Below are 19,704 nucleotides of genomic sequence, written 5' to 3'. Positions count from 1 at the left end.
GGCCGGGGCGATGGCTGACGGCCCCGTTTTCGTGCGAAGATAGCGCCCAATTACGATCCACGACGCCGCGCTGCGCGCGGTCGGCGCCGCCCGCGGGCGGCGAGCCGGCCGCGACGGTTGCCGCGCAAATCTGGACGACTATGGGAAGCTATCTGATACGCGTGGTACTGGCCGACGACCACCCGGCGATGCTGGTCGGCGTCGAGCACGGGCTGTCGTCGGTGCCGACGATCCGGTTGACCGGCAAGGCAGTCAATTCGACCGAGCTGATCCGGCTCGTCGAGGCCGGCGTATGCGACGTCGTGGTGTCCGACTATGCGATGCCGGGCAGCGCGCACGGCGACGGCATCACGCTGTTCTCCTATCTCCAGCGCAATCACCCGGCCGTCAAGCTGGTCGTGCTGACCATGCTCGACAATCCGGCCGTGGTCGGCGCGCTGACGCGGCTCGGCATCGAGTGCATCGTCAGCAAGTCCGACACGATCGATCATCTGATTCCCGCGATTCACGCGGCCGCGACGGGCGGCACCTATTACTCGCCGTCGGTGGAGAAGGTGGTGCGCACGCTCACGTCGCATTCGAGCGCGCGGGCCGCCGACCAGAAGCGCGATCTCAGCGACCGCGAACTCGAAGTGGTGCGGCTCTATGCGTCGGGCCTCACGGTCAACGAAATCGCCGACAAGCTGAGCCGCAGCAAGAAAACCATCAGTACGCAGAAGGCGCGCGCGATGGAAAAGCTCGGGATCGACAAGGACATCGACCTGCTGCGCTACGCGATCGAGCACGGGATCGTCGCCGCGTCGGCCAGCGAAGGGCGCGGCGGCGAAACCAGAGAGGAGGGCGGCGTCGATCCGGCCTGACGGCAGGTGCGACGACACCGGCGGCACGGGAACGTGCCGGCGAAGATCAGCGCGCCGGATCGCACCGACGCGCGAAAGCCCCGGCGGCCGCAAGGCGCCGGGGCTTTTTGTTTCGGTCTTCCGCGGCGGCGTTACCCGTTTGCGCCGTCGCCGCGTGCGGATGTCGAATAACCGTGGTCGGTCACGAGCCCGCACGAAATCGCGTAACGCACCAGGTCGACGTCGCGCTCGATGCCGAGCTTCTGCATGGCCGAACTCTTCTGCGTACTGATGGTTTTCTTGCTGCGGCTCAGCTTGTCGGCGATTTCGTTGACCGACAGCCCCGACGCGAACAGGCGGATGACTTCCACCTCGCGAGCCGACAGTGCCGGCGGCCTGCCGCTGACGCTGCCCGTGTTGCGCATGATCCGGTCCATCGACGGCGACAGGTAGCGGCCGTTCGTATAGGCCGCGTGAATCGCCATCGTCAGATGATTCGGCATGTCCGACTTGCTGACGATGCACGCGATGCCGATGTCGATCAGCGCGCGCAGCGCGACCGCGTTCTCCATCATCGTCATCACGACGATCTTCAGGCCGGGAAAGCGCTTCAGGATGCTCGTGAACATCGTGAGGCCGTCGCCGTGCTCGACGCCCGGCATCGCGTAGTCCGACACGAGTACGTCGCACGGATGCTGCGCGAGCGCGTCCATCAGTTCCGTCGAATTGTGCGCGGTCGCGACGACCGACACCGTATTCGTCGCGGACAATTCGTAGCGCGCGCCGATGACGACCGCCGGATGGTCGTCGGCGATCACGATGCGGATGGGGAAGGTTCTGTTCATGTTGAGATTGCGCGTTGCGCCGCGCCATGCGGCGGGTTGCGGTAGGCGTTGTCGAGGCTGGGTGGAAGTCGGCACACGGGCACGGCCGCCGGCGATACCGCTGGCGGTCGCGATCCCGTCGCACCGACGGCCGGTGGCAACTCGCGGGAATCGCCACTGGCCGTCGGCCGACAAGCGGAAGGGGCGATGCCCTTCCGCGTCGGGTCGGCACTCCGCTTGCGCGGAGCCCTTCGGTCAGAACTCGTAGCCGACTTGCGCACGGACACCCACGTCGCCGACCGACGTGATCGACGTCGCGCCGTTCACGAGCCAGTTGCCGCTGCGCGACCGGTAGGTGGCGCCGGCGGCGATCGCCGAGCCGCTCTTGAAGTTCGCGGCGCCGACCGCGACGACGGTCTTGCCCGGTTGCGACGGCGTCATGTTCGGCATCGCCATCGCGGCCGCGATACCGGCATACGCGTTCTTCGCGACGTCGTTGATCGCGCGGTTCGTGTCGTTGAAGCGCTGGTCGACCGATTCCATCGCGCGGTCGAGCTGGCCCTTCGTGGCCGCATCGCTGGCGTTGATGCCGTCCGCGATGTTGACGAGCCGGCGGTTGCCTTCTTCCGTGCCGTTGCCGAACGAGACGGTGTTGGCTTCCGCCGCCACCGAGCCCTGGCCGATCGCGACCGAGCCGCTGCCGGTGGCCGATGCGCCCTGGCCGAGTGCGGTGCTGTCCTTGCCGGATGCAACCGCGCCCTGGCCGAGCGCCGTGCCGTTTTCGCCCGACGCGACCGAGCCCTGGCCGATGGCCGAACCGTTGTTGCCCGACGCGACCGCGCCCTGACCGACGGCCGAGCTGTTGCTGCCCGATGCCGTCGAACCCTGGCCGATGGCCGAACCGTTGCTGCCCGATGCGACCGCCCCCTGGCCGACAGCCGAGCTGTTCTCGCCGGACGCGAGCGCGCTGTCGCCGATCGCCGAGCTGTTTTCGCCCGTTGCCACCGCGCCTTCGCCGACGACGGTCGAGCCGTCGCCCGTGCCCGGGCCGCCCGTGCCGGGGTTCGTTTCGAGTTCGCCGAGACGGTCCGACAGATCGTCGAAGCGGTTCGACAGGTCGCCGAACTGGCCGCTCAGTTCACCGTACTGCTTGGCGAACTGCTCCTGCAGGTCGAACAACTGGCTGCCGTTGATCGCGTCCATGCTCGTCGCGCTGATTTCGCCTGCGGCGACGCGCTGCAGCTTCGTGCCGAACGTGCCGGCGAACGTCACCGTGTCGAAATTCAGGCCCGAGTCGTACGTGACCGCGCCGACTTCCTTGCCCGTGTAGTCGATCAGGCCGGTTGCACGGAGCTGCGACACCGTCACGACGTCGTCGTCGTCCACGCCGTTCGCGACGCCGGACAGCACGCGCGCGCCGCCGGTGCCCGTGAAGTTCACCACCGAGCCGCCGGTGTTTACGCCGACCGTGATGCCGCCCGTCGTCGGATTCTGCTGGACGAGGCCGAGCGTGCCGCTTTCAAGCTGCTCGGAGAGCTTCTTGAGGCCGCCTTCGTTGGTCGTCATGCGGCCGTCGAGGTTGGTGACGACGTCGCCGACCGAGTTGACGATCTTCGTGCCGCCGCTGCCGTCGCCGACGGTGAAGGACGGTGCGGAGATCGAGCCGTCCGAGTTCACCTTCGAATTGCCGCCGATTGCGGAAGCGACGCTGTCGGACACACCGTGCAGTTGCGAACCGTTGACGGCTTCGGTACTCGTCGCCGACACGTCACCTGCCGCGACGCCTGCGAGCTTGCGGGCGCTGGTCTTGCTGCTGAAGTTCACGGCATTGCCGTCGGTGTTCGCGCCGACGGTGATGTCGTCGCCCGGGTTGGCCTGCCGGACGAGGCCGAGCGTGCCGCTGCCGATGTCGTCAGCGAGCTTCTTGATGGCACCTTCGTTGGTCGTCGTACGGCCGTCGAGATTGGTGACGACATCGCCGACCGAGTTGACGATCTTCGTGCCGCCGCTGCCGTCGCCGACGGTGAAGGACGGTGCGGAGATCGAACCGTCGGAGTTCACCTTCGAGTTGCCGCCGATTGCTGCCGCGACGCTGTCGGACACGCCATGCAGTTGCGAACCGTTGACGGCTTCGGTACTCGTTGCCGACACGTCGCCTGCCGCGACGCCTGCGAGCTTGCGAGCGCCGGTCTTGCTGCTGAAGTTCACGGCATTGCCGTCGGTGTTCGCGCCGACGGTGATGTCGTCACCCGGGTTGGCCTGCTGGACGAGACCGAGCGTGCCGCTGCCGATGTCGTCAGCGAGCTTCTTGATGTCACCTTCGTTGGTCGTCGTACGGCCGTCGAGATTGGTGACGACGTCGCCGACCGAGTTGACGATCTTCGTGCCGCCACTGCCGTCGCCGACGGTGAAGGACGGCGCGGAGATCGAACCGTCGGAGTTCACCTTCGAGTTGCCGCCGATTGCTGCCGCGACGCTGTCGGACACGCCATGCAGCTGCGCGCCGTTGACGGCTTCGGTGCTCGTCGCCGACACGTCGCCTGCCGCGACGCCCTTGAGCGTGCGCGCGCCGGTCTTGCTGCTGAAGTTCACGGCGTTGCCGTCGGTGTTCGCGCCGACGGTGATGTCGTCGCCGGGCTTCGGCTGCTGGACGAGACCGAGCGTGCCGCTGCCAATGTCGTCAGCGAGCTTCTTGATGTCACCTTCGTTGGTTGTCGTACGGCCGTCGAGATTGGTGACGACATCGCCGACCGAGTTGACGATCTTCGTGCCGCCGCTGCCGTCGCCGACGGTGAAGGACGGTGCGGAAATCGAGCCGTCCGGATTCACGACGGACGAGCCGCCGATGGCCTGCGCGACGCTGTCCGACACGCCGTGCAGTTGCGAGCCGTTGACGGCTTCGGTGCTGGCGGCCGACACGTCGCCTGCCGCGACGCCCTTGAGCGTGCGTGCGGTGCCGCCGGTCGCGCTGAAGTCCACGGCGTTGCCGCCGGTGTTCGCGCCGACCGTGATGTCGTCACCCGGATTCGCCTGTTGCACGAGACCGCTGGTCCCGCTCTCGAGCTTGCTCAGCTTGTCGTCGATGTCGCTGATCTGCGACGTATGTCCGGCGACGGTGCTGTTGGTCGACGAGAGCCCGGTGCTCAAACCCGCGACGGCGCTGTTGGTCGACGAGAGCCCGGTGCTCAAGCCCGCGACGGTGCTGTTGGTCGACGAGAGCCCGGTGCTCAGGCCCGCGACGGTGCTGTTGGTCGATGAGAGGCCCGTGCTCAGGCCCGCAACCGTGCTGTTGGTGGCCGAGAGGCCCGTGCTCAAGCCGGCGACCGTGCCGTTGGTCGACGAGAGGCCGGTGCTCAAACCCGCGACGGTGCTGTTGGTGGCCGAGAGCCCGGTGCTCAGGCCGGCAACCGTGTTGCTCGTCGTCGACAAGCCGGTGCTCAGGCTGGAGACCGTGAGGTTGGTCGCGGCGATCGCGTTGTTCGTCTTCGTGAACTCGGCCGTCATCTGGCCGAGGTTTACCGCGTCCGTGTCCTGCGTGCCGGCGGCGACGTTGGTGATCTGCCGACGCAGCGCCGACGAGCCGACCGAAACGCTGTTGTTGCGATCGGTGGCCGCGCCGGCGCCGAGCGCCACCGAGTCGGTATGGGACGCGCTTGCGTTGACGCCCAGTGCAACGCCGTGCGAGCCGCTTGCGTTCGCGCCATTGCCGACCGCGACGGCGGCGCCGCCCGCACTGCTGGCCTGGAAGCCGAGTGCCGTGCTGTTGTTGCCGCTGGCGAGTGCGCTGTTACCGACGGCCGTCGCGTAAGATCCCGAGGCGCTCGTGTTCGTGCCGATCGCAAGCGCGGCCGTACCCGCTTGCGCGGCGACCGTGCTGTTGCTCGTATCGATCTTGACGTACGTATCGTCGACCTTCGTCGACAACTCCGTCTTCATCTGGCCGACGTTCACGGCATCGTTGTCTTCCGTGCCGGCGGCGACGTTGACGATCTGGCGCGTGAACTTGTTCCCGTCGATATTGGGAACACCGGCACCCACGGATACGGTGTTGTCCCGATCCGCAACCGTGCCGAAGCCCAATGCGACGGCGTTGTTGGCGCCGGCGCTGGACGTGGTGCCGATCGCGACCGAGCCGGTTCCTGTCGCCACCGCCGCCCGGCCGGTGCCGATGGCGCTGCCGATGGCAACGCTATAGTTCCCGGTTGCCGTCGAATTGCCGCCGAGTGCCATGCTGGCAGTGCCGGTCGAGGTGGCCGACGTGCCGAACGCAGTCGAATAATTGCTGGAGGCGGACGCATTGGATCCGATGGCGGCCGAGTTCGCATTCGCCACGCGTGCGTTCATCCCGAGCGCGACGGCATTGTTTGCGCCGTTGGCGATGGCTGCTGACTGGCCGATGGCCGTCGAGCCCGTGCCGCCCGACGTTGCAGTGGCGCCGATCGCCACCGCGCCGGTGTTCGTTGCGGAAGAGGCGCGTCCGAATGCCAGAGCGTCTTCGACGGTTGCAGATGCCAGGTAGCCCATCGCGATCGTGTACCTTCCGGTGGTTTGCGCTTGGCTGCCGATTGCGATTTGCCGGTCGCTGGCGTCTGCGTTCTTTGCTCCTGAACCAAGCGCAACCGAGTGCAGGCCGCTGGCCGTCGTGTTGGAGCCGATGGCAACTGAACTCGAACCCGCGGAAGTCACGGTTTGACCGATGGCGACCGCATTGGCGCCGGTTGCACTTGCAGGATTTGCAGTAGCGTTGACCTTTACGAAGGTCGTATCGTCAGTCGCCATCGTGCCGACGGTGCCCATCATGCCGATCGCACCACCGCCTGCCTCCGTGCATACCCCCGCCGCATCGACCGTTCCGCTCGACCCGTCTGCCGTCGTGCACGCTTCCGCCGCGGCCGCGCTGCCGATCGCCGCGCCACCTAGCGCGATCGCGATCACCGCTTGCCGCGCCGCGCGCGCCGATCCCTTCGAATGCGACTTCGCCGTTTCCGCGGCGGCCGTCCATGTGTTGGTCACGGCGTTCCAGACGCTGCGATAAGTCTTGTTCATGCCCCTACTCCTTTCAGTTTGTCAGTTCACAAACCGATGGTAGGGATCGGCCTCGTCCTAATCAGTCGTCCAGGGCTGATTCGAGATAGCGACCGTGTAGGCCCAGTCCTACGCGCGCGCCGACGCGCCGCGGGCATGCGCCGCAGAACGAAAGGCGAGGGATCGGGGAGGCCGGCGCGCGAGGGCCGGCCGTGCGGGAATCAGGCAGTCGGCGCCTGCGTTGCGCGCCGTCGCAGTGCTTCCCGCGCGAGGGCGTCCGCGTCGGCGAGCCGCGCATCGAACGACGTCAGGTCGCCGCCGTGCACGATGGCTTGCAGTTCGCCGATCGCGTCGGCCACGGCATGTTCGTGAATCGTCGCGAACGCGCCGCGCAGCGAGTGCAGTTCGTGACGCAGCGCGGCGATATCGTTGCGTGATGCCGCGTCGTGCATCGCCGCGACCGATTGCGCTCGACTCGTTTCGAGCAACGCGTGCACGTCCGGCGGCAGCGGACCTTGCGCGAGATCGACGAGCGTGCGCGCGGCGGGCGCCTGCGCCGCTGCCGTCTGCGCGTAACGCCGCACGGTGCGATCGATCGTATCGAGCAGCACCGGTTTCACGAGCACGGCGGCGATGCCCGCTTCCGCGCAGCGCGCATGCTCGGCCGCGCTCGCGTGCGCGGTGACGGCGACGACCGGCAGCCCCGGATATTGCGCACGCAGCACGCGCGCGAGCGTATAGCCGTCCATCCCCGGCATGTTGAGGTCGGTCATCACGAGGTCGTGGCGCGTCTCCGCGCAGCGCCGCAACGCCGCTGCGCCATCGTCGGCGGCATCCGCCGCATAGCCGAGCGTGACGAGTTGCCCTTGCAGCAGCGTGCGGTTCACCGGGTGATCGTCGACGACGAGCACGCGCGCGGCGACGGCCGGCAGCGCGGTATCGTCGGCCCGCGCGGCGTCATGTTCGGCAACCTGCGCATCGGTGGCCGCGCGCAGCGGCAGCGTGACGACGAACGTGCTGCCCTTGCCGGGTTCGCTCTTCACGTCGACCGTGCCCTGCATCATCTGCGTGAGCTGCTTCGTCAGCGCGAGGCCGAGCCCGGTGCCGCCGTAGCGGCGCGTGATCGACGTGTCGGCCTGCGTAAACGGGCGGAACAGCGCCGCGCGCTGCGCGTCGGTCATGCCGATGCCCGTGTCGCTCACGCCGATCGCGACGGGCGATTCCGGGTTCGTGTCGTCGCGCAGGTAGACCTCGAGCGTGATTTCCCCGTGGTTCGTGAACTTGATCGCGTTGCCGACGAGGTTCGCGGCGATCTGCCGGATGCGCGTCGGGTCGCCGACGTAGCGCGACGCGAGCGCATCGTCGACGAACACGTCGAACTGCAGCCCCTTCGCGGCCGCGAGCGGCTCGAACATCGCGCCGGTCTGCCGGACCGTCTCCGCGAGATCGAACGGGATCGCCTCGATCGTCATCTGGCCGGCTTCGATCTTCGACAGGTCGAGGATGTCGTTGATCAGGTCGAGCAGCACCGACGACGCGCCCTCGACCGTATGCAGCCGCTCGCGCTGCGAATCGGCGAGCGGCTCGCGGCCGATCAGCTCGAGGTTGCCGAGGATCGCATTGAGCGGCGTGCGGATCTCGTGGCTCATCGTCGCGAGGAACGCCGATTTGGCGTCGTTCGCGGCGTCGGCGGCGCGCGCCGCTTCGTCGAGCCGGCGCTCGATGTTCTTCTGCGACGTGATGTCGGAGAAGTTGCACAGCACGACGTCCATGTCGCGAAAGCGCGTGCGCACCAGATTGACGAGCAGGTCGACGGCCTCGCCGGCGGCGGTGGGCAGCGTCACGTGCAGATCGGGTTGCCACGCGGCGGCGGCGGGCGAGCGGTCGAAGCGTGCGAGCAGCCGCGCCGGCAACGAAGGTTCGCCCGCACGCCGCGCATCGTAGTCGCGCATCGTGTCGTTTTGCAGCAGCACCGCGCCGTCGGCGAGCGACAGCAGCGCGATACCGGACGGCGCTGCCTCGACGATCGTCCGGTTCAGGTTCTCGCTGTCGATCACGCGGCGCGTGCGCGCGTCGTCGGGTTTCAATACGCGGCGGTCGAAGCGCACGAGCAGCCACCAGACTAGCGCGATCACGGCCAGCATGACCGCGACGTACCAGCCCGCGTGCAGCCCGATCGTCGCGAGCAGCGAGCGCAGCGTGAACGCCTGCACGAGCGTCCAGTCGGTTTCGGGAATGGGCTGTCTCAGCGAGAACAGCCCGTCGCCGAACGCGGTGCGCGGCCCGCTGCGATTGGCTGCCTCGTGCGTGGGCGCGCCGAGGCGTTCGAGTGCGACGCGGGTGGCGTCGTCGTCGGCCGCGATGCCCGCGCGCAGCAGCGTGCGGCCGTGCGCGTCGGCGACGATCGCGGCGTCGGTCGTGCCGCCCGTCGACAGACGGGTGCGCAACACGTCGACCGGCAGCGTCGACAGGAAGACGGCGCGGGGCGCACGCGCATCGTAGACGGCACCGGCGATCCGGAACACGTCGCGGCGCTGTACGGGATCGTAGACGGGCGCATACCATTGGTATTGGCCGGGCGGCGGCGTGTCGATGCCGGCGGCGACTTTCGCGACGAGCGTCGCTGCATCGGTGGCGGGCGACGCGGTGAGCGGATCGGGCGGGATCGGTTCGGGGATGACGACGGCAAAGCTGTGGTCGGGGCGATAGGCGTAGCCCGCGATCGCGCGGTCGGCGTCGTGCTTGGCGACGTACGCGCCGACGCGATAGCTCATGTCGCTCGCCATCGCGAGATCCTGCGCGTAGCGCGCGGCCGGTTGCGCGGGCGACAGGTCGGCCAGCACGAGCGTCGGCGGGAAGGCCGGGCTGCCCTGGATCACGAGCCGGCCGCGGCCGGCCTGGAGTGCGGCGACGCGCGCCGGATCGGTCGCGCGCGTGTTCCATACGGCTTCGTCGTGCGTGACGAGCGTGTCCATGCCCGTCGTGCGCATCTTGAATTCGATCTGGACGAGGAACTGGCGTACCGCGAACGTCGTATAGCGCGCCTGGATCGCATCGCGCGCTATCGTATACAGCATCAGGCCGCTGGCGAGCAGGATCGCGACCGTCACGGCCGCGCCGCCGGCATAGAGCAGTGCGCGCTGGCGGCGGCCGATGCGGGTCGGCGCGGCGGACGCGTGTCCGGCGGCGGCGCGGGCGTGATCGGGTGTGGCGCGGTGGTCCATCGGGAGCGGGGCGGTCGGCCTGGGTGCCCCCATGATAATGGAGTCCGATCAGCGCGCAATGGGGCCTGTCAGGGTTGCGGGGTCGCGCGGCGTCATTGCGGCGGCGCGCCATCGGAATCGAGCCCGCCCGGTTCGCACGCGACGAGCCGATACCCGACCCCGTACATCGTCATCATCCGCACGCCGTGCCGCCCGTCGAGTTCGAGCCGGTCGCGCAGATACGCGACGTGCGTGTCGAGCCGCCGGCTGGATGCCGCGACGAGCGAACCCCACACGAGCTGGCTCACGTGCGCGCGGTCGAGCGCGCGGCCCATGTTGAGGAAGAACGCGGTGATGATCTGGAAGTGTTTCTCCGTCAGCACATGCTCGCGGCCAGCGACGATGACGCTGCGCGTGGCCGTGTCGAATTCGAAGCTGCCGATGCGCCAGTGGCGATGATGGATCGCGCGATGATGGGACCAGCGCAGCCACGTTGCCATGCTGGCGACGAGCAGGTCCGGCGGCACGGCGTACGGCAGATGCTCGTTCGCGCCGGCCGTGAAGCAGGCGGATCGCGCGAGTTCCGTGTCGCGCTGACTGATCGACAGGATCGCGACGGTGCCGGCGAAACGCGCGCGCAGCGCACGGATCGCGTCCGTCGTGCGGCGGCAGGCCGTCTCGCATTGCACGATGAACAGATCGAACGCGCGCGTGTTGCAGGCTGCGAGCAGATCGGGCAGATACTCGAAGCGCGACGGCCGGTAGCCGGCGCGGCGCAGGATGTCCTCGATGCGCAGCCGGTCGTAGCCATGTCCGGCGCGGCGCAGGCGATCGTCGAACGAGCCGCGGCTCGGGTGGTCGATCGTCAGGATCGCGATGGCGGTGGAGGAAGCGTCGGTCACGATGTGGACGGCCCAGGCCGGTGTGGCGCGGTGGCGGGATGCATGCGCGATCGGATGAACGGAAGCGGGATCATGGCCGGACGGGTTCCGGGCAGGGTTCGGCGTGACGCCGTCCAAAAAAATTCCCGCCAGGGGAGGCGGGAGAAAGTATCGACTATGGAGCCTGTGCTCCCGGAGGCTCCGGAGGACAGGCAGGCCGATTGTGTTCGGTTCGGAGTGGGAAGAAAATCAGCCTGGTCTGAAATTACGCGGGGTCGGCCGCGATCGTGTTCGCGGTGCGACCCGGTGCGGGCGCCGCCGTGCGAGTGGAGGTGCGAGACGATGTCGTCGACGCGGCACGGCCATTCGCGAATGGTGGCCGGATTTGGGACGGGTCTGACGGCAAACATAACGGCATTCGGACCACGGGAAGTGCCAACTTGCCGACAATGAGCGCAATCGATCCGGCGCGCAGGGACGGCACTTTGTCCCATGCGCGCGCTCGTCGTCACCCTCAACCGCTTCGCTTGCCGCGCGGCGCGACCCGTACCCGTCGCGCATGGCCGCATTACCATCGATCATGAAACCGTCCGTCCGACTCGCCGCCTTGGCTGCGTGGCTCGCGTTGAGCCTCGCCGGCACCGCGTTGGTCGTCTCGCGCGCCGTCTCCGACGCGTACGACCGCTTCTTCCAGGATTCGAGCATCACGATTCGCCTGCTCGCGCAGAAAGCCGCGCAGCACGAGGCGATTCTCGCGACGCTCGGCGCGTCGTCGCTCGCTTCGCCGCCCGCGCATATGCTCGACAACCTGCGCGAACGCATGCCGCAACTCGGCGGGCTCGCGTACTGGCGGCCCGGCGCGGGCTGGCAGACCGATGGCGGGCCGGCGCCCGCCGCGCTGCCGCAGCGGCGGCCCGGCAAGCCGTTCACGCTGGCATTCGACGGCCCCGCTGCGTACTGGCTCGTCGCCGGGACCGGCTGGGCCGTGCGCGTCGATCCGCGCTGGATGCTGCAGCCGGGGGACTGGTCCACGACAATCTCGTCGGCGGCGCTGGAATTGCGCGACCGCCGCATCGACCTGCTGTCGCCCGCGCCCGGCGATGCGCAACCGCTGTGGACGATGCATCTCGAGAAACACCTGCCCGCGCAGCCGCAGGCCTTCGTGCTGCGCACGACGCGCACGCTGACGGCCGCCGACCTGCCGTGGCTGTCGATCGCGCTGTGGAACGCGGTGGCCGCGTTGCTCGCGGCCGGTGCGCTCGGCGCATGGCGGCTGCGCGAGGCACGGCGCCGTGCCGATGCACGTGCGCGCCTCGACCGCTTCGGCCGCCTCGACACCTTCGGCGAAATGGCCGCCGGCCTCGCGCACGAGCTGAACCAGCCGCTGACGGCGATCGTCAGCCACACGCGTGCGGCCGAACGCATGCTCGACCAGCCGGCCGAGCGCGACAGCGTGCGCCGTGCGTTGCAGACGAGCGTCGCGCAGGCGAAGCGCGCGGCGGCGATCCTGGAGCGCATGCGCGACGCGGTGACCACCGCGCACGGCGGCGAGCGCCGCACGCTCGATCCCGACGCGATCGTGAATGCGCTGCTGTTCCTGTACCGCGACGACTGCGCGCGCGAGCACATCGCGCTCGGCTGGCACAACGCGGCGGCGCGCGCGCGGCCGTTCGCCGAGCCGATCGCGGTCGAGCAGATCCTGCACAACCTGATCCAGAACGCGCGCGACGCGCTCGCCGGCGCGCGCGCATCGCGCGGCGAGATTCGCATCAGTGGCGCACGCGTCGGCGGGCATTACCGCTTCAGCGTCGTCGACAACGGCCCCGGCGTGCCGGAAGACGCGCTGCCGCGCCTGTTCGAACCGTTCTTCACGACGCGTGCACGCGGGCTCGGACTCGGGCTGCCGCTGTGCGACACGCTCGCGCAGCGGCAGGGCGGCACGCTGACGCTGCGCAATCGGCCGTCGGGCGGCGTCGAGGCCGCGCTGCTGTTGCCGCTGGCAGGGGAGGCCGCATGAACGATTCGCGGCATTCGACGCAGGACGCATCGGTCGTCGCGATCGTCGACGACGACGAAGCCGTGCGCGACGGGCTCTCGCTGCTGCTGCGCACGGTGGGTGTCGCGACGCGCCGTTATGCGGACGCATCGGCCTTTCTTGCCGATGCGGATGACGTGGCGCTCGGCTGCGTGCTGCTCGACATCCGGATGCCGGGAATGAGCGGCCTCGACGCGCTCGACGCACTGCGTGCGCGGCGCGACCTGCCGGTGATCGTGATGACGGGCCACGGCAACGTCGACGCGTGCCGGCGCGCGTTCAAGCGCGGCGCGCTCGATTTCCTGCGCAAGCCGGCGGACGACGACGAGCTGATCGACGCGGTCCAGCAGGCGCTGCGCCGGCAGGCCGCGCGGCGCGGGCAGGGCGATGCGGACCACGTGCGTGCGGCCCGTGTCGCCACGCTGAGCGCGCGCGAACGCGAGGTGCTGGACGGCATCGTGCGCGGCTGGAGCAACAAGGCGATCGCGCGCGCGCTCGGGCTGTCGCCGCGCACGGTCGAAACCTATCGCGCGAACGTGTTCGACAAGCTGCAGGTCGCGTCGCTGGTCGAGCTGGTGCGCGATTACGCGGCGCTCGCGGGCGGGTCGCCTCCGTAGCGCTACGGAGGCGCGACCCGTACGCGACCGGGTGCAACGATCGTCGCGCGGTTCCTACGATGACGGCTTCTCCGACAAGCCATTCATCGTCAAGGAACCGGATTCATCATGATCAAGCGCTTTGCCCTGCCCTCCACGCTCGCCCTGCTGTTCTCGGGTGCCGCTTTCGCCGACAACGTCGCCGTGCCGGAACCGAAGAAGGCCGCCGACACGAGCGACGCCGGCTACTACGCGACGGGCCGCATCATCGGCGCGTTCGACAACGCGGTGAACATGGAGCTGACGAGCCCGCGCGTCGCGAGCCGCGTCGGCGGCCCGGAGACGGGCTCGAACGTCACCGGCTCGCTCGGCCTCGGCTACCAGTTCGGCAACGGCTGGCGCGCGGAAGGCGAATACGTGTTCAAGCGCAACAACAACTTCGTCAGCTATTGGGCGCCGTTCGATGCGAACGCGAACGAATTCCACGTGTCGGCGCAACGCCTGATGCTGAACGGCTACAAGGATGTCGATCTCGGCCGCGGCTTCTCCGTGTACGGCACGCTCGGCATCGGTGTCGCGATCGTGTCGGCCGACGGCTGGCAGACCAACGACGCGCGCCGCTTCGCATCGAAGACGCAGACCAACCTCGCCTACTCGGCCGGCGCCGGCGTGAGCTATGCGATCAACAAGCGTTTCTCGATCGACCTCGGGTATCGCTATGTCGACATGGGCAACGTCGAGACAGGCTTCAACACGTTCGCGAACCGCATCAACGCGCGCGACGAGCAGCTGAAGGCGAAGCTGTCGTCGAACGAAGTGTTCATCGGCCTGCGCGGCCGGTTCTGACGGCGACGTCGGCGGCGCGGCGACGCATCGTCCGCTCCGGTCCCCGGGGGCGGTAGGACCAGGCTGACTGCCGGATCGGACTGAAGGTGACGCAGTCCGATTTACCGCAACCGGTGCGACGGCGATACTCGGAGCCATTCGTTCAACTACGGGAGCACGGATTGCGGCGGCGGAGGTCGCGCAATGCGTCGTCGACATCATGAGCATGCAGGACATCACCGGGCAATACGCGATTCCGCTCGCACTTCCGTTCTCGGACGTGCCGCCGCCGTACGGCCGGCGACGCCGGCCGTTCGTGGCGAGCCGTCGGCCGACGCCGGTCGTGTTCGATCTGACGCGCGCGCGTCACGCGGCGCCGCCGGCCTCGGCGCAGGCCGCGGTCGCGTCGCGCGCAACGAAGGCGCACAAGGCCGCGAAGGCCGTGCGCGCGGAGGATTTCGGTTCGGATAACCGCGCGTGGGTCAGGCCGCATCCGTTGCGCCGGCGCTGGCGGCTGACGCTGATGGCGTGCGCGCTGTTCGGCGCGGCGTGCATCTTCGCGACGCATTTCGTCGATGAACGTCAGCATGCGGCCGGGCACGGCGCGGTGTACGAGGCGTCGATCTCGGTGGCGCCCACGGCTGCGGTCGCCGCCACGGAGGTTGCGCAGGCGACCGGCCGATCCGCGGAAGTCGCGATCGTATCGGCCGATCGTGCTGCGTCGGCGGGTGAACAGGCGGCCCGTGCGGCGACCGTCGTGGCGAAAACCGTGTCCGCGGAATCGCGTGCGGCGCAGGCGGGCCGCGCGTCGGCGAGCGCGCCGGTTGCCGTTGCGATGGTCATCGCATCGGATGCCGTCGTTGCGGAAGCCGCGGCGCCGGTTGCGGAACGCGCATCGCCGGCAAGCAGGAAGCCGGTCGCGGTCGCGATCGCGGCGCGTGCGGCGGCGAAGCCTGCCGCCACGTTGCGCGGCAAGAAGGCGCGGGACGCGGCGCCGAACGCAGCCACCGCGTCCCGCGAGGCGACGCTGCAGGCGCAGCCGGCCGCACGCGTGGCGGACGCGCCGGCAGTCGCGCCGGTGTCGAGTTCGGCCCAGGCCGTCGGCATGACTGCCGCCGAGTTCACGCAATGGCTCGCGGTGACGCGCGACACGTCACGGCCGGCCGCGGGCGGCGCCGATCTGTCGGTCGATCTGCCGAGCCACACGCGATTGATCGGGCGCTGACCTAGACGCGTGGCGCGCGGGCCCGGCGCATCTCTTCTCGGGGACAGCGCGCTCTCGGGCGACGCGCGCCTCGACGCGACTTCCCTGGTTTCCATATTTCGACTATTATCGAATAATGGAAACGAACCAGACCCTTGCCGCTCTCGCGGCGCTCGCGCACGAGTCGCGCCTCGCGGTGTTTCGCGCGCTGGTGCAGGCCGGGCCGCAAGGCATGCCGGCCGGCCAGATCGCCACGCTGCTCGAGGTCCCGCCGTCGTCGCTGTCCTTCCACTTGAAAGAACTCGCGCATGCGCGGCTCGTGACCAGTCGGCAGGAAGGCCGCTTCGTGTTCTATTGCGCGAACTTCGCGACGATGAACGGCCTGCTGGCCTACCTCACGGAGAACTGCTGCGGCGGCCATCCTTGCTCGCCGGTGCCGGCATGCGCGCCGTCCGGCGCCTGCGAATCCTGAAGCGCGCTCGCGCCCGCCTTTCATGACCACGAACGTCCTGATCCTCTGCACCCACAACTCGGCCCGCAGCGTGCTGGCCGAGGGCATGCTCAACCATTGGGCCGCGAAACTCGGCAAGGACGTGCGGGCCTACAGCGCCGGCAGTGCGCCGAGCGGCCGCCTCAATCCGTTCGCGCTGGCGGCGCTGACGAACGCGGGCGTCGACGTCGACGGCTACCGCAGCAAGAACTGGGATGAATTCGTCGGCGACGGCGCGCCCCGCATGCGCGTCGTCATCACCGTGTGCGACAGCGCGGCGTCGGAGCCGTGCCCGTACTGGCCCGGCAGCCCCGTGAAGATCCATTGGGGCTATGCCGATCCGTCGAACGCGACGGGCGGCGACGAAGGCAAGCGTCTCGCGTTCGAACTGACGCGGCAGGCGATCGGTTACCGGATGCTGCAGTTGCTGGCGCTGCCGCTCGATCGCATCAGCGATGCCGAACTCCAGGCAGCGCTGGTCGAGATCTCGCAAAACTGATCATGCGCCGCGCGGCGTGCGCGACACGCGACCGCCGGCGGCTTCGAAAACGAACCTTGTCAGATGAACACGTCCCCCGTCACGCCGCCCGGAGCGGCCGCCGCGCAACCCGCGATCAGCTTCTTCGAACGCTACCTGACGGTCTGGGTCGCGTCATGCATCGTGGCAGGCATCACGCTTGGCCAGTGGCTGCCCGGCCTGTTCCAGCAGATCGGCCGGATGGCGTACGCACAGGTCAATCTGCCGGTCGGGCTGTTGATCTGGGTGATGGTCATCCCGATGCTCGTCAAGGTCGACTTCGGCGCATTGCGTGACGTGCGCCGGCACGTGAAAGGCATCGGCGTCACGCTCGTCGTGAACTGGCTGGTCAAGCCGTTCTCGATGGCGTTCCTCGGCTGGCTGTTCATCCGCCATCTGTTTGCACCGCTGCTGCCGGCGGAACAACTCGACAGCTACGTCGCCGGGCTGATCCTGCTGGCCGCCGCACCGTGCACGGCGATGGTGTTCGTCTGGAGCCGGCTGACGGGCGGCGATCCGCTGTTCACGTTGTCGCAGGTCGTGCTGAACGACAGCATCATGGTGATCGCGTTCGCGCCGCTGGTCGGGCTGCTGCTCGGCATGTCGGCGATCACGGTGCCGTGGGCGACGCTGTTCACGTCGGTCGTGCTGTACATCGTCATGCCGGTGATCCTCGCGCAGATCCTGCGCAAGCGGCTGCTCGCGCACGGCAACGCGGCGTTCGACGCCGCGATGACCAAGATCGGCCCGTGGTCGATCGCCGCGCTGCTGGCGACGCTCGTGCTGCTGTTCGCGTTCCAGGGCGAAGCGGTCCTGAAGCAGCCGCTGGTGATCGCGCTGCTCGCGGTGCCGATTCTGATCCAGGTGTTTTTCAACTCGGCGCTCGCGTACTGGCTCAATCGTGCGGTCGGCGAGCAACATGACGTCGCATGCCCGTCGGCGCTGATCGGCGCGTCCAACTTCTTCGAACTGGCGGTCGCGGCCGCGATCAGCCTGTTCGGCTTCCATTCCGGCGCGGCACTGGCCACCGTCGTCGGCGTGTTGATCGAGGTGCCGGCGATGCTGCTGGTCGTGCGCATCGTCAACCGGTCGAAGGACTGGTACGCGCGCCGGACCTGAGCACACACCAGGGAATCCAGACATGACCGACCACGTGAACGATCTGCCGCAACTCGATGCCGCGCTGTTTCGCGTGCCGGACGCCGCCCGGCTGCGGCCGGCGTCGCCCTCGACCCATCCGCCGCGACTGCTGCTGCTCTACGGTTCGTTGCGTGAACGTTCGTTCAGCCGCCTGCTGGTCGAGGAAGCCGGGCGCCTGCTGACGGCGATGGGCGCCGAGGTGCGCGTGTTCAATCCGAGCGGCCTGCCGCTGCCCGACGACGCGCCCGAGCATCATCCGAAGGTGGTCGAGCTTCGCGAACTCGTGATGTGGTCGGAAGGGATGGTGTGGTGCTCGCCGGAACGGCACGGCGCGATGACCGGGATCATGAAGTCGCAGATCGACTGGATCCCGCTGTCGGTCGGCGCCGTGCGGCCGACGCAGGGCAAGACGCTCGCGGTCATGCAGGTGAGCGGCGGTTCGCAGTCGTTCAACGCGGTGAACCAGATGCGGGTGCTGGGGCGCTGGATGCGCATGCTGACCATCCCGAACCAGTCGTCGGTGGCGAAGGCGTTCATGGAGTTCGACGAAGCCGGGCGGATGAAGCCGTCGGCGTATTTCGACCGGGTGGTGGACGTGATGGAGGAACTGGTGAAGTTCACGCTGCTGACGCGCGACGTCGGCCCCTATCTGGTCGACCGGTACAGCGAGCGGAAAGAAAGCGCGGAGGCACTGTCGAAACGCGTCAATCAAGCGCGTATTTAGCGTTCGTTGTCGAATCAACGCCGAGACGCTCAGGCACGTTTCGTTGCGCGGCGTTGGATTGGCCGGAGCGTGCTGGATCCAGCGACGTCACTGCAAACCGGGAGTGGAACCATGGTACCTGTTCGTCAAGCGACCGAGTCCGATCTGGCCTCGATCGAAGCACTGCTTCGAGCCAGCGGCTTGCCGACCGAGGGCGTCGCCTTGTCTCTGCCGCATTTCGTTGTGGCCGACGCGGCATCCGGCATCGTGGGGTGTGGCGGAATCGAGTTCCACGGACGCCATGCGCTCGTGCGTTCGATCGCCGTCGTCGAGCACGCGCGTCGCGCCGGCGTCGGGCGGATGCTGGTGGCCCGCCTGCTCGCGGAATGCCGCGCGCGGGCCGTCCGGTCGATCGGGTTGCTGACCACGACGGCGGAAGACTACTTCGCCGGGCAGGGTTTCGTCCGTATTGTCCGCGAGGATGTGCCCGAGCCGTTGTTGGCGTCCAGCCAGTTTCAGGGTGTCTGTCCGGGATCGGCCGTCGCGATGCTGATGGTCTGCGACGACAGAATCGGACTCGGCTGATTCCCTTCCCGGTTCACATTCCCGACAATTCGGTTTCTGCGGCCCGGCATACCCCGTGTGCCGGATCATGGAGATATCTCCTCTTCGCGGCCGGTCTTCTCGACTGGCCGCTTTTTTATTCCCGTTCGTCACCGGAGAGCACGATCGCGATGCAGCTCGACCGCCTGATCCCTGAAATCCTGTTCGGCTTCACGGGCCTGATCGGCATCATCAACCCGTTCGGCATGGCGTTCGTGTTTCTCGAGCGCACGCAATCGCTGACCGAAGCCGAGCGCGCGACGCTGTCGAAGCAGCTCGCGACGAACGTGTTCTTCACGCTGCTCGTGATCTTCTTCGTCGGCGCGCCGGTGCTGAACTTCTTCGGGATTTCGATGGAGGCGCTGCGCATCGGCGGCGGCTTCGCGGTGGCGGTGGCCGGCTGGTCGATGCTGAACGCGCCGGACGTGCCGGCGGGCGGCGACGTTGCCGTGCATGGTGACGACTTGCAGAAGCTGATGACGCGTGCGTTTTTTCCGCTCACGGTGCCGCTGACGATCGGGCCCGGCTCGATCGCGGCCGGTATCGCGCTGCATGCGAACCGCGCGCATACGGCCGCCGACTACCTGTTGTCGGGTGTGGTGTCGGTGGCGGTCGCGGCACTGGTCGCGTTCGCGATCTGGCAGATCTACAGCCGCGCGACGACGCTCGCGCGTTATCTCGGTGGAGAAGGCACGAAGGTCGCGATGCGCGTGTCCGCGTTCCTGTTGCTGTGCGTCGGCGTGCAGATCATGCTGACGGGCCTGTCGGAGTTCGTGAAGACGTTCGGCGGGCAGGGCGGATGACGAAGAAGGGGTTGGC

General features: G+C 68.4%; 15 protein-coding genes. 11 read left to right on the top strand and 4 right to left on the bottom strand.

What is annotated here, in order from left to right; translation table 11 throughout:
• Positions 1-140 precede the first annotated feature (140 nt).
• Entirely contained in the window at positions 141-860 is a 720-nt protein-coding gene (locus tag AC0KUR_RS04875; protein WP_034189626.1) for a response regulator, read from the top strand.
• Positions 861-991: 131 nt separating this feature from the next.
• On the opposite strand, the gene AC0KUR_RS04870 is transcribed toward AC0KUR_RS04875, so the two are convergent.
• The 4 genes from AC0KUR_RS04870 to AC0KUR_RS04855 all read right to left on the bottom strand — a co-directional run bounded on the left by AC0KUR_RS04870 (position 992) and on the right by AC0KUR_RS04855 (position 10,793).
• Positions 992-1,684: a response regulator gene (locus tag AC0KUR_RS04870; RefSeq protein WP_034189625.1), complete on the bottom strand. Its 693-nt coding sequence runs from the start codon at positions 1,682-1,684 to the stop codon at positions 992-994.
• A 234-nt stretch (positions 1,685-1,918) separates the two neighbouring features.
• Positions 1,919-6,709: a beta strand repeat-containing protein gene (locus AC0KUR_RS04865; RefSeq protein ID WP_473375457.1), complete on the bottom strand. Its 4,791-nt coding sequence runs from the start codon at positions 6,707-6,709 to the stop codon at positions 1,919-1,921.
• Between the two features lie 200 nt (positions 6,710-6,909).
• The gene (locus tag AC0KUR_RS04860; RefSeq protein WP_301741257.1) at positions 6,910-9,945 is read right to left on the bottom strand and encodes a hybrid sensor histidine kinase/response regulator; all 3,036 of its coding nucleotides are present in this window, start codon (positions 9,943-9,945) and stop codon (positions 6,910-6,912) included.
• 59 nt (positions 9,946-10,004) lie between these two features.
• The gene (locus tag AC0KUR_RS04855; RefSeq protein WP_245169501.1) at positions 10,005-10,793 is read right to left on the bottom strand and encodes a response regulator transcription factor; all 789 of its coding nucleotides are present in this window, start codon (positions 10,791-10,793) and stop codon (positions 10,005-10,007) included.
• A gap of 559 nt (positions 10,794-11,352) precedes the next feature.
• On the opposite strand from AC0KUR_RS04855, the gene AC0KUR_RS04850 reads away from it, so the two are divergent.
• From AC0KUR_RS04850 to AC0KUR_RS04805, 10 genes are all read left to right on the top strand, one after another.
• Positions 11,353-12,789 carry a sensor histidine kinase gene (locus tag AC0KUR_RS04850; protein ID WP_473375456.1) on the top strand — a complete coding sequence of 479 codons (1,437 nt, stop codon included), beginning with the start codon at positions 11,353-11,355 and terminating at the stop codon, positions 12,787-12,789.
• Positions 12,786-13,424, top strand: coding sequence for a response regulator transcription factor (locus AC0KUR_RS04845; RefSeq protein ID WP_034189620.1), 639 nt, complete (start codon positions 12,786-12,788; stop codon positions 13,422-13,424). Before AC0KUR_RS04850 ends, AC0KUR_RS04845 begins: the two co-directional genes overlap by 4 nt.
• Before the next feature lie 108 nt (positions 13,425-13,532).
• Complete coding sequence (locus tag AC0KUR_RS04840; RefSeq protein WP_034189619.1) at positions 13,533-14,249, top strand: outer membrane protein; 717 nt, start codon at positions 13,533-13,535, stop codon at positions 14,247-14,249.
• A gap of 205 nt (positions 14,250-14,454) precedes the next feature.
• On the top strand, positions 14,455-15,453 hold the full coding sequence (locus AC0KUR_RS04835) for a serine protease (protein WP_473375455.1): 999 nt from the start codon (positions 14,455-14,457) through the stop codon (positions 15,451-15,453).
• Positions 15,454-15,568: 115 nt separating this feature from the next.
• Positions 15,569-15,904, top strand: coding sequence for an ArsR/SmtB family transcription factor (locus AC0KUR_RS04830; RefSeq protein WP_473375454.1), 336 nt, complete (start codon positions 15,569-15,571; stop codon positions 15,902-15,904).
• A 22-nt stretch (positions 15,905-15,926) separates the two neighbouring features.
• Positions 15,927-16,421, top strand: coding sequence for an arsenate reductase ArsC (locus AC0KUR_RS04825; protein ID WP_473375453.1), 495 nt, complete (start codon positions 15,927-15,929; stop codon positions 16,419-16,421).
• Positions 16,422-16,484: 63 nt separating this feature from the next.
• Positions 16,485-17,558: an ACR3 family arsenite efflux transporter gene (gene arsB / locus AC0KUR_RS04820; RefSeq protein WP_473375452.1), complete on the top strand. Its 1,074-nt coding sequence runs from the start codon at positions 16,485-16,487 to the stop codon at positions 17,556-17,558.
• Positions 17,559-17,580: 22 nt separating this feature from the next.
• Entirely contained in the window at positions 17,581-18,303 is a 723-nt protein-coding gene (gene arsH / locus AC0KUR_RS04815) for an arsenical resistance protein ArsH (protein WP_034189614.1), read from the top strand.
• Positions 18,304-18,414: 111 nt separating this feature from the next.
• Entirely contained in the window at positions 18,415-18,867 is a 453-nt protein-coding gene (gene arsN2, locus AC0KUR_RS04810) for an arsenic resistance N-acetyltransferase ArsN2 (protein ID WP_226252049.1), read from the top strand.
• A 149-nt stretch (positions 18,868-19,016) separates the two neighbouring features.
• Entirely contained in the window at positions 19,017-19,688 is a 672-nt protein-coding gene (locus tag AC0KUR_RS04805) for a MarC family protein (protein ID WP_124610189.1), read from the top strand.
• Positions 19,689-19,704: the final 16 nt, after the last annotated feature.

Source organism: Burkholderia sp. YHN3-13 (assembly GCF_055810675.1).
Note: the sequence above shows the minus strand (reverse complement) of the source record. Positions and strands in the feature narration are given on the sequence as shown.

Coding starts and splice junctions, on each gene's coding strand:
- AC0KUR_RS04875 (WP_034189626.1), top strand. CDS start 141: ATGGGAAGCTATCTGATACGCGTGGTACTGGCCGACGACCACCCGGCG.
- AC0KUR_RS04870 (WP_034189625.1), bottom strand. CDS start 1,684: ATGAACAGAACCTTCCCCATCCGCATCGTGATCGCCGACGACCATCCG.
- AC0KUR_RS04865 (WP_473375457.1), bottom strand. CDS start 6,709: ATGAACAAGACTTATCGCAGCGTCTGGAACGCCGTGACCAACACATGG.
- AC0KUR_RS04860 (WP_301741257.1), bottom strand. CDS start 9,945: ATGGGGGCACCCAGGCCGACCGCCCCGCTCCCGATGGACCACCGCGCC.
- AC0KUR_RS04850 (WP_473375456.1), top strand. CDS start 11,353: ATGAAACCGTCCGTCCGACTCGCCGCCTTGGCTGCGTGGCTCGCGTTG.
- AC0KUR_RS04845 (WP_034189620.1), top strand. CDS start 12,786: ATGAACGATTCGCGGCATTCGACGCAGGACGCATCGGTCGTCGCGATC.
- AC0KUR_RS04840 (WP_034189619.1), top strand. CDS start 13,533: ATGATCAAGCGCTTTGCCCTGCCCTCCACGCTCGCCCTGCTGTTCTCG.
- AC0KUR_RS04835 (WP_473375455.1), top strand. CDS start 14,455: ATGCAGGACATCACCGGGCAATACGCGATTCCGCTCGCACTTCCGTTC.
- AC0KUR_RS04830 (WP_473375454.1), top strand. CDS start 15,569: ATGGAAACGAACCAGACCCTTGCCGCTCTCGCGGCGCTCGCGCACGAG.
- AC0KUR_RS04825 (WP_473375453.1), top strand. CDS start 15,927: ATGACCACGAACGTCCTGATCCTCTGCACCCACAACTCGGCCCGCAGC.
- arsB (WP_473375452.1), top strand. CDS start 16,485: ATGAACACGTCCCCCGTCACGCCGCCCGGAGCGGCCGCCGCGCAACCC.
- arsH (WP_034189614.1), top strand. CDS start 17,581: ATGACCGACCACGTGAACGATCTGCCGCAACTCGATGCCGCGCTGTTT.
- arsN2 (WP_226252049.1), top strand. CDS start 18,415: ATGGTACCTGTTCGTCAAGCGACCGAGTCCGATCTGGCCTCGATCGAA.
- AC0KUR_RS04805 (WP_124610189.1), top strand. CDS start 19,017: ATGCAGCTCGACCGCCTGATCCCTGAAATCCTGTTCGGCTTCACGGGC.